Origin of the sequence: Nocardia sp. NPDC049149 (assembly GCF_043197455.1) — a bacterium.
Classification (GTDB): domain Bacteria; phylum Actinomycetota; class Actinomycetes; order Mycobacteriales; family Mycobacteriaceae; genus Nocardia.
Genome location: NZ_JBICTD010000001.1, coordinates 184,668 through 199,639, shown reverse-complemented (window position 1 = coordinate 199,639; position 14,972 = coordinate 184,668). Strand labels below are relative to the sequence as shown.

13 protein-coding genes are annotated in these 14,972 nt (G+C 67.8%); 10 read left to right on the top strand and 3 right to left on the bottom strand.

The genetic code is table 11. The features are described 5' to 3' along the window. Positions 1-30 precede the first annotated feature (30 nt). Entirely contained in the window at positions 31-2,091 is a 2,061-nt protein-coding gene (locus ACGFNJ_RS01015) for a CocE/NonD family hydrolase (protein WP_393442010.1), read from the top strand. Between the two features lie 203 nt (positions 2,092-2,294). Next, entirely contained in the window at positions 2,295-4,319 is a 2,025-nt protein-coding gene (locus ACGFNJ_RS01010) for a CocE/NonD family hydrolase (protein WP_393442007.1), read from the top strand. A 94-nt stretch (positions 4,320-4,413) separates the two neighbouring features. On the opposite strand, the gene ACGFNJ_RS01005 is transcribed toward ACGFNJ_RS01010, so the two are convergent. After that, positions 4,414-5,073: an NADPH-dependent F420 reductase gene (locus ACGFNJ_RS01005; RefSeq protein ID WP_393442005.1), complete on the bottom strand. Its 660-nt coding sequence runs from the start codon at positions 5,071-5,073 to the stop codon at positions 4,414-4,416. A 223-nt stretch (positions 5,074-5,296) separates the two neighbouring features. Here ACGFNJ_RS01005 and ACGFNJ_RS01000 point away from each other — a divergent pair, with 223 nt between their 5' ends. The 3 genes from ACGFNJ_RS01000 (at position 5,297) to ACGFNJ_RS00990 (ending at position 7,779) form a co-directional block, all read left to right on the top strand. Beyond that, a complete protein-coding gene (locus ACGFNJ_RS01000; protein WP_393442003.1) occupies positions 5,297-5,716 on the top strand; it encodes a winged helix-turn-helix transcriptional regulator in 420 nt (139 codons plus the stop codon). 141 nt (positions 5,717-5,857) lie between these two features. Then, positions 5,858-7,093, top strand: a complete 1,236-nt coding sequence (locus ACGFNJ_RS00995) for a cell wall metabolism sensor histidine kinase WalK (RefSeq protein ID WP_069160636.1) — start codon at positions 5,858-5,860, stop codon at positions 7,091-7,093. Continuing rightward, entirely contained in the window at positions 7,090-7,779 is a 690-nt protein-coding gene (locus ACGFNJ_RS00990; RefSeq protein WP_069160635.1) for a response regulator transcription factor, read from the top strand. The genes ACGFNJ_RS00995 and ACGFNJ_RS00990 overlap by 4 nt, the downstream gene beginning before the upstream one ends. A gap of 74 nt (positions 7,780-7,853) precedes the next feature. Here the strand turns inward: ACGFNJ_RS00990 and ACGFNJ_RS00985 are convergent, their stop codons facing one another. Next, positions 7,854-8,186, bottom strand: a complete 333-nt coding sequence (locus tag ACGFNJ_RS00985) for a hypothetical protein (protein ID WP_393441999.1) — start codon at positions 8,184-8,186, stop codon at positions 7,854-7,856. A gap of 78 nt (positions 8,187-8,264) precedes the next feature. Then, on the bottom strand, positions 8,265-9,053 hold the full coding sequence (locus ACGFNJ_RS00980; RefSeq protein ID WP_393441997.1) for a hypothetical protein: 789 nt from the start codon (positions 9,051-9,053) through the stop codon (positions 8,265-8,267). 143 nt (positions 9,054-9,196) lie between these two features. Here ACGFNJ_RS00980 and ACGFNJ_RS00975 point away from each other — a divergent pair, with 143 nt between their 5' ends. The 5 genes from ACGFNJ_RS00975 (at position 9,197) to proC (ending at position 14,682) form a co-directional block, all read left to right on the top strand. Next, positions 9,197-10,228, top strand: a complete 1,032-nt coding sequence (locus ACGFNJ_RS00975) for a hypothetical protein (RefSeq protein ID WP_393441995.1) — start codon at positions 9,197-9,199, stop codon at positions 10,226-10,228. Continuing rightward, positions 10,225-11,772, top strand: coding sequence for a hypothetical protein (locus ACGFNJ_RS00970; protein ID WP_393441993.1), 1,548 nt, complete (start codon positions 10,225-10,227; stop codon positions 11,770-11,772). The genes ACGFNJ_RS00975 and ACGFNJ_RS00970 overlap by 4 nt, the downstream gene beginning before the upstream one ends. A 128-nt stretch (positions 11,773-11,900) precedes the next feature. Beyond that, complete coding sequence (locus ACGFNJ_RS00965; protein WP_393443684.1) at positions 11,901-12,767, top strand: sugar phosphate isomerase/epimerase family protein; 867 nt, start codon at positions 11,901-11,903, stop codon at positions 12,765-12,767. 153 nt (positions 12,768-12,920) lie between these two features. Beyond that, the gene (locus tag ACGFNJ_RS00960) at positions 12,921-13,802 is read left to right on the top strand and encodes a thioesterase family protein (RefSeq protein ID WP_393441991.1); all 882 of its coding nucleotides are present in this window, start codon (positions 12,921-12,923) and stop codon (positions 13,800-13,802) included. A 22-nt stretch (positions 13,803-13,824) separates the two neighbouring features. After that, positions 13,825-14,682, top strand: a complete 858-nt coding sequence (proC, locus tag ACGFNJ_RS00955; RefSeq protein WP_393441989.1) for a pyrroline-5-carboxylate reductase — start codon at positions 13,825-13,827, stop codon at positions 14,680-14,682. The last annotated feature ends 290 nt before the right edge of the window (positions 14,683-14,972 follow it).

Genomic DNA, 14,972 nt, shown 5'->3' with positions numbered 1-14,972 from the left:
TCGACCAGTCCGAGAGGTAGATCACGTCCGATGAAGTATGCGTTGCGCACCACAGTGGCGGCGGTTGCCGCCGCAATGCTGGGCCCCTTCCTCGTCAGCGGCGCTGCCGCCGCGCAAGCACCCACCGGCCCCGATGGCGGTGCCGCGGGAGCGGCCTGGGCCGCAACCCAGGACGGCCCGCAGCAGTATCCGAACATCAACATCCAGTGGGACGTCCCCATCACGATGAGCGACGGAACTGTCTTGAAGGGCAACGTCTATCGCCCCGCGGACGCCTTCAACAGGCCCATCGATACGCCGACGCCGACGATCGTGAACCTGACTCCGTACACCAAACTGGTGTCGAACCTGGCCGACCACGCGCAGTCCGTTCCCGGCCTGTCCGACGCGCTGTTCGGGCTGCTCCGTCAGATCGATCTGAGCGGCACCCCGCTGTCCGGCGTCACCGACCTGACCAAGGGCATCGGCGGCGGTGAGTTGCGCAGCTTCACTGTCGACCGCCAGCTCATCAAGAGCGGCTACTCGCAGGTCGTCGTCGACGTGCGCGGCACCGGCTTCTCCCAGGGCACCTGGGACATGCTGCGCGACCGGGAGCAGCAGGACACCATCGAGGTGATCGACTGGGCGGCCGCGCAGCCGTGGTCCAACGGCCGCATCGGCATGAACGGCATCTCCTACTCCGGCATCAACCAGGTGCAGGCCGCGGAGAAGCGGCCCGCCGCGCTGAAGACGATCTTCCCCGTCGTGCCGGGCAGTGACCTTGTCAACGATGTGCTCGCGCCGGGCGGCGGCTTCGGCACCGCCTTCATCCCGCTGTGGCTGACCGCGATCAACGGCACCAAGCTGGTTCCCGATCTGGCGTCGATGGTCAACGGGCAGTTCGACACTCGATGGCTGGCCGACCGCGTGCGAGATCCGTTCACGTTCATGGACGTCCTGCTCAACGCGTACACCACCACGCGCATCGACGATCTCGACCCGCGCGCCAAAGAGCTGCTGACCGACGGCTCCCGTCCTCGGCAGGCCTGGCTCGGCGACCCGAGCCGGATCCAGATACCGACGTTCGTCACCGGCGGCTGGCACGACCTGTTCACCTACTCGGAATCGAAGATCTACCAAGAGATTCCGCTGCCCGCCGGCCAGAAGCAGCTGCTGATGGGCAACACCTACCACCTCAACTCCGGCAACGAGTACGCGAAGCCGGGGCTGCCGCCTCGGTTGGATGTGTTGCAGCGCGCGTGGTTCGACAAGTGGCTCAAGGGCATCGACAACGGCGTTGATGGATACGGCCCGATCACCCTGCGCCAGCAGGGCGGTGGCTGGATCACCTCCGACTCGTTCGCCGAGCCGACCGAGCAGAAGGGCGGTGCGCAGAATCCGGTGTATCGCCGGATGTACCTGTCCGCCAACGGCAGTGGCACCGCGAACAGCGTTTACGACGGTTCGCTCACCGCGGCGGCCAACGACGACACCGCGCGGCTCACTGTCGCGCCCGGCTTGACCACCCTGTGCTCCAACGACGCGGCACAGGCCACTGCGGGCGTGCTGTCGATCATCAATGGCTGCGGCGAAGATTCGCGGGTCGCGGAATTGAACGCGCTGAGCTTCACCAGCGATCCGGTCGCTGAGCCGACCAGTATCTCTGGACGGATCGCGGTGCGGCTCAACACCGTTCAAGACGCGTCGGATGGCTACTGGGTGGCCACGGTCAACGACGTTGCGCCCGACGGCCGGTCATCGGTGTTGTCCTCCGGCCAGCTGATGGCGTCGCTGCGGGAGGTCGACGAGGCCAACAGCAGCAAGTCCGCCAACGGCGACTACACCGATCCGCGGGCGTTCACGTCGCTGGACAACAGGCAGCCGACGGTTCCCGGCGAGGCAACCACGCTGAACATCGCGTTGTCCGCCACCGAGGCGATTCTGCAGCCGGGGCACCGCCTGCGGGTGGATGTCTTCGCGGGTAACTTTCCGAAGGGCCTGCCGATCCTGCCGATGTTGCTCGACACTGGGCTGAAACCGCAGCACGTGCAGCTGGATCCGAATCGGCCGAGCTTCGTCAACGTGCCGGTGCGGGGCAATCCCGGCTGGTGACATCGAGCTGAAGACCCGAAAAGGGCGCTGTCGTTTCGAATCCTTCGAGCGGCGGCGCCCTTTCGCTTTGGTCGAGAGGTGGGTGCGCGCGGTAAGTACTTGTGAGCCTGCACGATTTTTCGCGGTTCTCCCACGAACCGGGTACATCCCCTGCTTCCCTCCCTACGGTTAGAGAACATTTGTTACCGAAGAGAGTGGATCCAATGAGGTATGCGCTCCGCACCGCGGCGTTAGTCGTCGCGGCGGTGGCCTTGGCCCCCTTCCTTTCACCCTCGGCCGCCGCGACTCCGGACGGCGGCGCGGCAGGCGCCGCATGGGCCGCGGCCGAAGACGGCCCGCAGCAGTACCCGAACGTCTTCATCGAATGGGACGTGCCGATCACCATGAGCGACGGCACCGTGCTCAAAGGCAACGTCTATCACCCGGCAGATGCCATGGGACAACCGATTTCGACGCCGACGCCGACCATCGTCAACATGACGCCCTACACCAAGCTCGGTTCGATGATTGCGGACAGCATGATCTCGATTCCGTGGCTGTCCGACGCGGTGATGCAGGTGGCGCGCGATGTCGACCTGTCAGGCACGCCGTTCTCCGGCATCACCGATCTGACCAAGGCGCTCGGCGGTGGCCTGATTCGCAACTTCACCGTCGACCGGCAGCTGATCAAGAGCGGATACACCCAGGTCGTCGTCGACGTCCGGGGAACCGGCTTCTCCCAAGGGATCTGGGATCTGCTGCGCGAGCGCGAGCAGCAAGACACCGTCGAGGTGATCGACTGGGCCGCGCGGCAAGCGTGGTCGACCGGGGACATCGGCATGAACGGCGTGTCCTATTCGGGTCTGAACCAGCTGCAGGCCGGCGCCAAGAATCCGCCTGCGCTGAAGGCGCTCTTCCCCGTGGTGCCGAGCCGAAATCCGTTCCGCGACTTGGTCGCACCCGGCGGCGGCATCGGCGTCACCTTCATGCCCGCCTGGTTGCTCGCGGTGAACGGCGCCAAGCTGGTGCCCGACCTGGCGTCGGTGCTGCGCGGGCAGTTCGACATGAAATGGTTGATGGATCGGCTGGCCGACCCGTTCACCTTCCTCGACGCGCTGGTGAACATCCTGGTCACCCCGGAGATCGACCAGCTCGACCCCAAGGTGCAGACACTGCTGCATTCCGGCAGCGCGTTCCGGCAGGCGTGGGAGAACGACCCGAGTCGAATCACCGTGCCCACCTTCGTCACCGGCGGCTGGCACGACGTGTTCGTGAACTCGCAGGCCGACGTCTACCGGAGGCTGACCTTGCCGCCCGGTCAGAAACAGCTCTTCATGGGCGCCGGCTACCACATCAGCAACGGCAACGAATCCGGAAGGCCTGGTCTGCCGCCGCGCATGGACGTGCTGCAGCGGGCCTGGTTCGACAAGTGGCTCAAGGGCATCGACAACGGGATCGACGACTACGGTCCGGTGACGCTGCGCCAGCAGGGTGGCGGCTGGATCACCGCACCGTCCTTCCCGCAGCCGGGTACCGAGCACCGGCGGATGTACCTGTCCGCCGCGCCGAGCGGGACCGGCGCGGCCAGCGTGCACGACGGTTCGTTGTTCGCGGAGCCGAGTCCGACCGTGGACAGGCTCACTGTCGCACCGGGATTGACGGGTGTCTGCTCGCGCGACATGGCCCAGGAGACCGCGGGCGTGACATCGATCATCGACGGCTGCAGCAAGGACGCGCGGATCCAGGAACTCAACGGGCTGACCTTCACCAGCGCGCCGGTCGCGGAGCCGACCAGCATCTCCGGCCCGATCGCGGTCCGGCTCAACACGGTTCACGACGCCACCGACGGCTACTGGAATGTCACGGTGAACGATGTCGGCCCCGACGGGTATTCCTCGGTCCTGTCGTCGGGACAGCTGGTCTCCTCGCTCCGCGCCATCGACGAAGGGCTGAGCACCCGGTCGCCGAACGGCGACTACACCGATCCGGTGCCGGACCTGTCGCTGGACAGCATGCGGCCGCCCGTGCCGGGAGAGCCGACGACACTGGACATTTCGGTGCCGGGCATCGAAGCGGTGCTGCAGCCGGGGCATCGGTTGCGCGTCGATGTCTACGCGGGCAACTTCCCGCGCGGTCTGGCGCCGATGCCGCTGGTCGTGGACAGCGGCCTGCGCCCGCAACACCTGTTGCTGGATCCGATCCGGCCAAGTTTCGTGAATATCCCGGTGCGCGGAAACCCGGGCTGGTAAACCGTAACCCGGTCTGAGCGTGCACTTATCGCACATCAAAGCTCGAAATCGCGGGGTATGAGCGAATAGTGCATGCTCAGGCCAGGTTTCACCGCTAGTCCACCGTCGCGAACGCCGCCTCGAGCGGCGGGAACACCGCCCTGGCGTCGTGCCCGGCGAACCACAGTCCGACGGTGAACACCGACACCGCCTCCAGATACTTGGCGCGGTTCAGCCCGCCCGCTGAAACCGGTTGCAGCTTCAGATCTTCCGTGAGCGTAGCCACCTGGCGCAGCGCCGCTTCGTCGTCACCGCACAGTGGCACCGCGAGTCTGCGCTCGTCGAACACCCGCGCCTCGGATGCCCATATCTCGGCGGCGCAGACGTTGAAGGCCTTCACCACCCGAGCCCCTGGCGCGCCCGCGGCAACACGTTCGGCGACAGCGTCTTCCGTCAACACGAAGGCCGTTGTCCCCTGCGGCGCGGCTGTGTCCGGGGCGAAGGCATTGGTGCAGTCGATGACGGTGCGCCCGGCGAGCTGTTCGCCGACCGACCGCAGCACCTCGTCCAGCGCCGCCACCGGCAGCGCGAGCAGCACCACCTCGCCGAAACCCGCTGCCTCGTGGAGGGTGCCCGCCGCGGCCCCGATCGCGGTCGCCGCGTCCGCCGCCTTGTCCGCCGATCTGGCGCCGACAAGGACCTCGTGCCCGGCCGCGACCCAGCCGCCGCCGAGCGCCCGTGCCATCGCTCCGGCGCCGATGATTCCGATTCGCATCGCAACTCCTAGAAGGTTCACCCCGCGCGGTGGGCGCCGGGCGAGTGCGAGGCAGCCGCCTCGCCTGAATGTGTGCGAAACCGACGGTAGGAATGTCGATAGGCACCTTCGGGTGCGCTTCGTTCGACGGGCCATGATGTTCGAACGGGTGTGCACTCGAAACGTTCGTCATAGCCGAACGATGTGGGATGCCGACTCGCCGTCGCGATGGCAAGCTGGTCATATGACCATCGCGCCAGCCGAGCCGATCTCCGCCGAACGGGTGGACTTCGCGCCCTACGGCGATTTCGAAGCGGACTGCCCGGCCCGGCTCGGCGTCGACGTCTTCGGAAACTCCTGGCTACCGGTGATCGTGTACATGTTGCGCGAGGGTCCGATGCGCCCGAGCGACCTGCGGGCCGCCATCGGCGGCATCAGCCAGAAGATGCTGACCCAGACCCTGCGGCGGATGGAGAAGATGACGCTCATCGAACGCCACCGCTACGCCGAAGCGCCGCCGCGCGTCGAATACGAACTGACCACCGCCGGACGCGACCTGCTCGTCCCGATCTACGCCCTCGGCGAGTGGGTGGACAAGCACGGCCGAGCGGTCGGCGCGGGCTTGGCGGGCCCGGATCCGGACAACGACGAAAATTTCGCCTAGACCAGCGCTGATCACAATCCGGCATTTCCGTACCCAACGGCACGTAAACGGTGAGCGAACAACGGCATAAGTGGCTATGACCTGCGCGAAACATAGCGTACCCGGAGTTGGTTACCGGGGTAGCGACCGTACGATTCAACTGTGAGTGTTCCGCAGGCCGTGCTCTTGGCAGTCCTGGCGGCTGTCGTTGGCCTGGCAGTCGGCGGGCTACTTATCCCCTATATGAATGCCCGACAGGCGGCCCGCAGACAAGCGGATTCCGGCCTGACGATGTCGCAGGTCCTCGATCTGATCGTGCTCGCCTCCGAGAGCGGCATCGCGGTGGTCGACGAGTACCGCGATGTGGTGCTCGTGAATCCGCGTGCCGAGGAGCTCGGCCTCGTCCGCAATCGCCTGCTCGACGAGCGTGCCTGGGCCGCGGTGGAAAAGGTGCTGGCCACCGGCGAATCCGCCGAGTTCGACCTCACCGCCAAGAACCCGGTGCCCGGCCGCGGCCGCATCGCGGTGCGCGGAGTCGCGCGCCAGTTGTCGCGCGAGGACACCAATTTCACGGTGCTCTTCGCCGACGACGATTCCGAGCAGGCGCGCATGGAGGCGACCCGCCGCGACTTCGTGGCAAACGTCAGCCACGAGCTCAAAACCCCGGTCGGCGCGATGAGCCTGCTCGCCGAGGCCATGCTCGAATCCGCGGACGACCCGGAGGCGGTGCGCCACTTCGGACAACGGGTGCTCGGCGAGTCCCGCAGGCTCGGCAAGATGGTGACCGAACTCATCGCGCTGTCCCGCCTGCAGGGCGCGGAGAAGCTGCCCGAGCTCGAGGTGGTCGACGTGGACACCGTGGTGATGCAGGCGGTGGACCGCTCGCGCACCGCCGCCGAGGCCGCGGGGATCACCGTCAGCACCGACCGGCCGAGCGGGCTCGAGGTGCTCGGCGACGAGACCCTGTTGGTGACCGCGCTGTCCAACCTGGTGGAGAACGCGATCGCGTACTCGCCTGCCGGCTCGCACGTCTCGGTCAGCCGCTCGCTGCGCGGCGATCACGTCGCGATGGCCGTGACCGACCGCGGCATCGGCATCGCCAAAGAAGACCAGGAACGGGTCTTCGAACGATTCTTCCGGTCCGACAAGGCGCGCTCGCGCGCCACCGGCGGCACCGGACTCGGGCTGGCTATCGTCAAGCACGTAGCCGCCAACCACAACGGTGAAATCACCCTGTGGAGCAAGCTGGGTACCGGTTCGACGTTCACCCTGCGAATACCTGCGCACCACGAGGCCGACGGAGAAGAGGATTCCGCCGGTCCGACGGTGAGCATGAGAGAAACAAGCCCGCGCCCTCCGGGGCCGGGTCGACCCAATGGTGTGGAGGCACGCAGATGACGAGTGTGTTGATCGTCGAGGATGAGGAGTCGCTGGCCGATCCGCTCGCGTTCCTGCTGCGCAAGGAAGGGTTCGAGGTCACCGTTGTCGGTGACGGACCGTCCGCGCTTGCCGAGTTCGATCGGTCCGGTGCAGACATTGTGCTGCTCGACCTCATGCTCCCAGGCATGAGCGGTACCGATGTGTGCAAGCAGTTGCGTACCAGGAGCGGCGTGCCGGTAATCATGGTTACCGCACGGGACAGCGAGATCGACAAGGTGGTCGGGCTGGAGCTCGGCGCCGACGACTATGTCACCAAGCCGTATTCGGCGCGCGAGCTGATCGCGCGCATCCGGGCCGTGCTGCGGCGCGGCGCCGGTGACGAGCTGGATGGCACGAACGAAAGCGGCGTGCTGGAAGCGGGCCCCGTCCGGATGGACGTGGACCGCCACACCGTGCTGGTCAACGGGAAGCCGGTCACGTTGCCGCTCAAGGAATTCGACCTGCTCGAATACCTGCTGCGCAACTCCGGCCGGGTGCTCACCCGTGGCCAGCTGATCGATCGCGTCTGGGGCGCCGACTACGTCGGTGACACCAAAACCCTTGACGTGCACGTGAAGCGGCTGCGCTCCAAGATCGAGGCCGACCCGGCGAAGCCGGAACACTTGGTCACGGTCCGCGGGCTCGGCTACAAGCTAGAGGCTTAGCAAGACAGAAAAACGGCCGAGGACACTGCGGAAGTCCTCGGCCGTTTCGTCGTGCTTCGCCGCAGCGGCGGAGGTCAGGGGAGGTAGGTCCACGTGGGGCCGATACCGGGGACGTCCATCTTGCGTAGCGTGATCCAGCCGAGGTCGTCTTCCTGCATGCAGTCGTAGACGTCGGCCGCGCTGGTGCCGCGGCACGCGATGGTGTGCGAGGTGCCGTACGGGCTCATGATCAGGTTCTTGCCCTGCGCGGCGGCGTTCGGCGCGTCGGGGGTGTTGGCGGGCATGAAGTCGGCGGTGAAGTCGGCGTACTTGGCGGGATCACCATTGGGTTCGGCGTGCGCGACGCCAGGAAGACACAGCACGGCGCCGAGCGAGACGGCGGCCATGGTCAAAACTTTCTTGGACATGACCGCACATCAAACCGCAAACAGGTGAAGTCCGCATGCCTTGCAGGTAAACGAGGTACAAGCCCGCATACCGAGGCCTCAGGCGCTGGCGGGATCCTGCATGCGGTCCGCGTGCACCGTCGCCGGATGAATGGCGATGAGGCCCAGGCCTTCTCGGCGTTTGCAGTGCCGTGCCAGTTCCTCGTACGCCGGGGCGCCGAGCAATTCTTTCAATTCCGGTCCGTAGGACTGCCAGACCGGCCTGGTGCCGACGTGCGCGTCCGGCGAGCCCGAGCAGTACCACGCCAGGTCGGCGCCGCCGGGGCCCCAGCCGCGGCGGTCGTACTCGGTGATGGTGGTGCGCAGGATCTGCACGCCGTCCGGGCGGTCGACCCAGTCCTGGGTGCGCCGGATCGGCAACTGCCAGCACACATCCGGCTTCACCTCGAGCGGCTCGATACCGCGGCGCAGCGCCATCGTGTGCAGCGAACAGCCGACGCCGCCCTCGAAGCCGGGACGGTTCAGGAAAATGCAGGCACCGTCGAATCTGCGGGTGCGCAAGGCGGGTTCGTCCTCGAGCTCGTCGAGCTCCAGGTAACCCTTCTTGGTGACCTTGCCGTTGGCATCCTGCGCCTCGCTCATCAGCTGCCAATCCGCAGGTGTGAGCATTTTCACAGCGTGTTGCAGCCGCTTGCGATCGTCCTTGTCGGACAGGAACGCGCCGTGCGAGCAGCAGCCGTCGTCGGGGCGGTCGGGGAGGATGCCCTGGCATGCCGGCGTGCCGAAGACGCACGTCCAGCGCGACAGTAGCCAGGTCAGATCCGCGACGATGAGATGCTCATCGTTTGCTGGATCGACGAACTCGATCCACTCGCGGGGGAAATCCATGTCGACCTCAGGACTCGGATCGATCTTCCCCGCTGGTCGGGGCCGGGTCGGGCCGCTCGTCGATGCGCCTACCGTCACACCCCGGAACGCTAACAGTTCAGTCGCCTGGCCTAAAGGGCCGGTTCACCCAGTACCGTGTTCATGTGCGGCTAGGGGTACTCGACGTCGGAAGTAATACCGTTCACCTGCTGGTGGTGGACGCGCACCGGGGTGGCCACCCCATGCCGATGAGCTCGACAAAGGCCACTTTACGGCTGTCGGAAAACATCGACGGCGAGGGCAGAATCACCGAAGAGGGCGCCCAGCGCCTCATCGCGACCGTGGCCGAATTCGCCAGCATCGCCGAGACTTCCAAGTGTGTCGAGCTGATGCCGTTCGCCACCTCGGCGTTGCGTGAGGCCGCGAATTCCGAAGAAGTGCTCGGGCGTGTCCGCGCACAGACCGGGGTCGATCTGCAGGTGCTCTCCGGCGTCGACGAGGCGCGGCTGACCTTTCTCGCGGTGCGCCGCTGGTTCGGCTGGAGCGCGGGCCGCATCCTCAACCTCGACATCGGCGGCGGCTCGCTGGAAATGACGAACGGCGGCGACGAGGAACCCGATGTCGCGCTGTCGCTGCAACTCGGTGCCGGACGGTTGACCAGGGAATGGCTGCGCGAGGATCCGCCGGGCAAGCGCCGCGTCAACGTGCTGCGCGACTGGCTCGACGCGGAACTGGCGCTGCCGGCGAAACAGCTGATCGCAGCGGGTAAACCGGATCTCGCGGTCGGCACGTCGAAGACCTTCCGCTCGCTGGCCAGACTGACCGGGGCGGCACCCTCGGCGGCAGGCCCTCGGGTGCGTCGTACACTCACCAGCTCAGGTCTGCGGCAGCTGATTGCGTTCATCTCGCGGATGACTGCCGCGGACCGTGCAGAATTGGAAGGCGTAAGTTCCGATCGGTCACAGCAATTGGTGGCTGGCGCATTGGTCGCGGAGGCGAGTATGCGGGCACTATCGCTGGAGTCCCTCGAGATTTGTCCGTGGGCGCTGCGGGAAGGGCTGATCCTGCGCAAACTGGATACCGACATGAATGGCGGACCCCGGGCGACGACCTTGCCGGGCCCGGCGACCAACAGCGGTCGCAAGGCCTCCGGTGATGCTGCGCTACCCGGGCCCATAGGGACGGTCTCATCATGAGTGACGATAAACAGCTATCGGTCGCCGAGCTGCTGGCCCGTAACGGCCAGCAGGGCGCGTCGTCCGCCGGTGGGGGCAGGCGCCGCCGCGGTGGTCGCGGCATCTCGGTGGCCGAACTGACCGGTGACATGCCTGCCATCGGCAGTGGACAGTCGTCGCACGCCGCACCGGACACCGACGAGCCTGCCTACGAGCCGCCGCCCGCGTACGAGCCGCCGCCTGCCTACGAACCGCCCGCGCCGGAGCCGGTGTCGTATGCGCCGCCCGCGCCGGAACCGTCGTATTCGCCGATCTCCGGCCCGATCTCGATGTACGACCCGCTCGCCGCGTACGCGCCGCCTGAGCCGCAGGCCGATCCGTTGCCCGGCTGGTCGAGCCGGGTGATGCCGGGACGCGAGATGCCGGGATCACGGCACAGCACGCCGGTCGATCCGCTGTCGCCGCGCACGCCGGTCGCCGATCTGTACGCCCCCTCACCCAATCCGTATGCGCCATCGCCCAATCCCTACGCGGCCGATCCGGCGCCCGTCGAGCCGCCGCCGGAGCCCCGTTCCGGCCGCAGGCGCAGGCATGCCGAAGCGGACGAGGAGACCACCGAGGTCCGGCCGATCCGCGATGCGGGCAGGCTCGACCCCGGCGGCCGTGGGGCAGCCGGTGGCGCACTGCCGGACCGTGCCGGATCCAATGGTCGTAACGGCGCCGCAGGCGGTCGCGCCGCGCGCCGCAGGGCGGCCGAGGCGGACGAAGAGGTCGGACCATCGACCGCGGCGTGGTCGCCGACCGCCGGGTACGAGCCGGAGTCCGCGCCGCCGCCTGCGGTCGCGCCGCCGGAACCGCAGCGAAGATCATCACCGCGCAACGGTGCTGCCGAGGGCGGCCTGCCCGCCTGGTCGGCGCGAAGACGAAAATCCGATGCGCAACCACGCGTCGAGGCCGAGCCGGAGCCCGAGGGCATCTCGACCGCGGCGTGGTCGCTGGCGAGCCAGGACCAGCAGCTGCTCTCCGGCCAGACGGTCGCGGGTGATCTGCTCAGGGACGGTGTCGAGCGCGCGGAACGCGCAGGCGCCGAGCGGGACGCCAAACGTGGCCGCGGCAAGCGTGATTCGGGTCGCGCCCCGGTCGACGAGCTCGAAATGTACGACGGCAAAACGGACTATTTCGCGCCGGTCCACCTCGACGAGGACGAGCACGACGACCTCGACGAACACGAGGACACCGAGCACGGCGCCGCGCCGCGCCGCTCCAGAGTCGGGCGCAAGGCCGCGAAGGCCGAGTACGACGCCAACCGCCGCCAGTGGCTGATCCTGGGCGGGCAGAGCACCGGCGCCGCCGTCGCAGGCATGTTGTTGTTCAAGGGTTTCGAGCGGATGTGGGAGATGCTCCCCTGGGTGGCGCTGGCCCTGGCGATGATCGTGATTCTCGGCTTGGTCGCGCTGGTGCGCATCCTTCGCCGCACCGATGACGTGCTGAGCACGGTGATCGCGGTCGTCGTAGGCGTCTTCGTCACGCTCGGGCCGCTAGCCTTTCTCCTCAGTACGAACTGAGGCTGGGAGCGGCTGTGGGGCAGATCGGGCAGGCGGAGGAGACCAAGGCGCGGCACGCGCCCGGCGTTGGCGGGCGTCCCGCCGCGACGTCGCCCGGCGAGCTCGCGGGTGCGCCGGACCGCAGGCAGATCCTCGTCGGGCTCTCGACGGCCTCGGTGTATCCGCAGAACACCGAGGCGGCGTTCCGGTACGCGGCCGAACTCGGTTACGACGGCGTCGAATTGATGGTCTGGGCCGAACCGGCCAGCCAGAGCATCGCCACGGTGCAGTCCTACGTCCGCAAGTACGCCGTTCCGGTGATCGCGATCCACGCGCCGTGCCTGCTGATCTCGCAGCGGGTGTGGGGCCCGGACCCGATCGCCAAGCTCGAGCGCAGCGTGCGCACCGCGGAAGCGCTCGGCGCGGCCACCGTCGTCGTGCATCCGCCGTTCCGCTGGCAGCGCCGCTACGCGGAGAATTTCGCCACCCAGGTCGCCGAGCTCGAGGAGCAGAGCCCGGTCATCGTCGCGGTGGAGAACATGTTCCCGATGCGCGCCGACACCTTGTTCGGGCGCGGCGAACGCTCGGTGAAGCGGCTGGAGCGACGAGGTGGTCCCGGACTCGGCCTGACCGCCTTCAGCCCGTCCTACGACCCGACCGACACCGGTTTCGCGCACTACACCCTCGACCTGTCGCACACCGCGACCGCAGGCGCCGACCCGCTGGCGCTGGCCGCCCGCATGGGTCACGGCCTGGCCCATCTGCATCTGGCCGACGGTCGCGGCGCCGCGCACGACGAGCATCTCGTGCCAGGCGAAGGCACGCAGCCCTGCGTCGAGGTGTGTGCCACCTTGGTGCGCAACGGTTTCGCCGGTCAGGCGGTCGCCGAGATCAACACCCAGACCGCGCGCACCACCGCGGATCGTGCGGCGATGCTGCACCGCACGCTCGCCTTCGCGCGCCTGCATCTCAACGGTCAGACCGCGCCGACGCCGACCTCGGCCCATCACGCCTGACGCGAAAAAGCCCCGGCCTGCGCCGACGTGATAAATCTCGCGTTCGTGCGCAGAGCCGACGGGGAATGCCAGTTGCCGCGCTGTTCGTTCTACGCTGTAAGACGCCGCGTGCCCGCAACCCGACGCCGACGCGGCGGTGAGCGAGGAGTGGAAATGACGACGGAGCTCGGCCTCGAACAGGCCAGCGCAACCGATGCGCCGTTCAGCAGGGTGCTCGCGCTGACCGAATTGCTGTCGACGAGCCAGGACACCGGTCGCTACCTCGGCATCATCGACCGGGTCTGGACGATCGGCAAGAAGGTGCACGGCGGCACCATGGTCGCGGCCACCGCCGCGGCGGGCCTGAAGTGGTTGCGCACCACCGATCCGGCGCTGGCAGGCATGGCGCCGATCGCCGCGAGCTCCGACTTCCTCGGCGCGCCCGATCCGGGCGAGGTCGAATACCAGGTGCACATCCGCAAGGTCGGCCGCCAGATCTGCCTGGCCGACGTCAACCTGGTCCAGAACGACCGCACGCTGGTGCGCACCGCGCTGACCTTCGGCCATCTCGACGACACCGCGCCGCGCTATGCGCGCGAGTACGACGACATGCCCATCGCGCCGCCCGCCGACGCCGTCGGCTACGAGCCGGGCTCCGCAATGGGCAAGATCGTGCACGTCGGCGAGGCAGCCGACCTCTACATCGATCGGAAATGGGCGCGATTCCTCGACCGCGAGCAGGGCGAGCCGCGTCTGCGCCTCTGGATCCGTCCGCGCGCCGCCGACGCACAGGACCCGGAAGTCGCGATGCACTTCGCGATGATGAGCGCGGATATGAGCCCGCCGGTCCCGGCCAACCTCGGCCTCTTCGGCTGGGCGCCCACCGTGCAGATGACCACCTATCTGCGCCGCAAGCCCGCCCCCGGCTGGCTGCGCGTCATCGCAACCACGCACGAGATCGGCAACCGGATGTTCGACGAGGATCACCTCGTCCTCGATGCCACCGGTGCGGTCGTCGCGCAGAGTCGGCAACTGGCCCTGATTCCGCAGGGATGAGCGCCGTCTAGCCTTAACCCTCATGACAAGGATTGCGGTTATCGGTGGCGGGCGCATCGGCGAGGCGTTGCTCGCCGGTCTGCTCGAGTCGGGGCGGCTGGCCAAAGACCTGGTTGTCGTCGAGCCGGTAGCCGAGCGGGCCGCACAGATCGCCGAGCGGTTCGGTGTTCGGGTCACCGATTCGGTCGCCGACGCGGCGGTGGGCGCCGACCTGCTGGTGGTCGCGGTCAAGCCCGCCGATGTCGACGCCGTGATGACCGCGCTCGGCAAGGCCGCGCTCAGCGACAACGCGAGCGTCGGCAACGACCGTGATCAGATCCTGGTGTCGCTGGCCGCCGGCGTGCCGACGTCACGGCTGGAGGCCAAGCTGCCCGCCGGGTTCCCGGTGGTGCGGGTGATGCCGAATACGCCGATGCTGGTCGGCCAAGGCATGAGCGTGCTCGCGCCGGGCCGCTATGCCCGGCCGCAGCAGCTGGAATTGGTGACCGAGGTGCTCGGCGCGGTCGGCAAGGTGGTGACCGTCGCGGAGTCGCAGATGGATGCGGTCACCGCGGTGTCCGGGTCGGGCCCCGCCTACTTTTTCCTGGTCGTCGAGGCCATGGTGGACGCGGGCGTCGGCCTCGGCCTGACCCGCGAGGTCGCCACCCAGCTGGTGGTGCAGACCATGGTCGGCTCGGCGGCCCTGCTCGACGACTCCGACCAGACGCCTGCCGAGCTGCGCGCGGCGGTCACGTCGCCGGCGGGCACCACGGCGGCGGCCGTGCGCGAGCTCGAGCGCGGCGGCCTTCGCTCCGCGTTCATCGAAGCGCTGTACGCCGCCAAACATCGCTCGGCGGAACAAGGCGGCGTCGCAGACGGGCCGACGGGCGCAGGCGCGTAACCGCACCCGCTCGGGCACCCCACCGGTGCGCCGGGCGGGATGGCAGTCGCCCCTGGCGGAACTCATACGCCGCGACGTGCCCGGGCCTGTGGGATGTGGGCAGGCTCACCTACGGCACCCAGAAAGCGACAAATCGAACACGGCACATCCATAAGGTGACCGGTCGGTTCCCGATGGGAAAAGCTGATTTCTCACTCCCGTCGCAGTAACACCACTGGTCCCGCTAAGCTTCAAGGAGCACGTGCGTGTCTGTTCCGCCGGTGGGGAAGCCGGCGGCGCGGACGTGCCGG

Coding starts and splice junctions, on each gene's coding strand:
- ACGFNJ_RS01015 (WP_393442010.1), top strand. CDS start 31: ATGAAGTATGCGTTGCGCACCACAGTGGCGGCGGTTGCCGCCGCAATG.
- ACGFNJ_RS01010 (WP_393442007.1), top strand. CDS start 2,295: ATGAGGTATGCGCTCCGCACCGCGGCGTTAGTCGTCGCGGCGGTGGCC.
- ACGFNJ_RS01005 (WP_393442005.1), bottom strand. CDS start 5,073: ATGCGAATCGGAATCATCGGCGCCGGAGCGATGGCACGGGCGCTCGGC.
- ACGFNJ_RS01000 (WP_393442003.1), top strand. CDS start 5,297: ATGACCATCGCGCCAGCCGAGCCGATCTCCGCCGAACGGGTGGACTTC.
- ACGFNJ_RS00990 (WP_069160635.1), top strand. CDS start 7,090: ATGACGAGTGTGTTGATCGTCGAGGATGAGGAGTCGCTGGCCGATCCG.
- ACGFNJ_RS00985 (WP_393441999.1), bottom strand. CDS start 8,186: ATGTCCAAGAAAGTTTTGACCATGGCCGCCGTCTCGCTCGGCGCCGTG.
- ACGFNJ_RS00980 (WP_393441997.1), bottom strand. CDS start 9,053: ATGGATTTCCCCCGCGAGTGGATCGAGTTCGTCGATCCAGCAAACGAT.
- ACGFNJ_RS00970 (WP_393441993.1), top strand. CDS start 10,225: ATGAGTGACGATAAACAGCTATCGGTCGCCGAGCTGCTGGCCCGTAAC.
- ACGFNJ_RS00960 (WP_393441991.1), top strand. CDS start 12,921: ATGACGACGGAGCTCGGCCTCGAACAGGCCAGCGCAACCGATGCGCCG.
- proC (WP_393441989.1), top strand. CDS start 13,825: ATGACAAGGATTGCGGTTATCGGTGGCGGGCGCATCGGCGAGGCGTTG.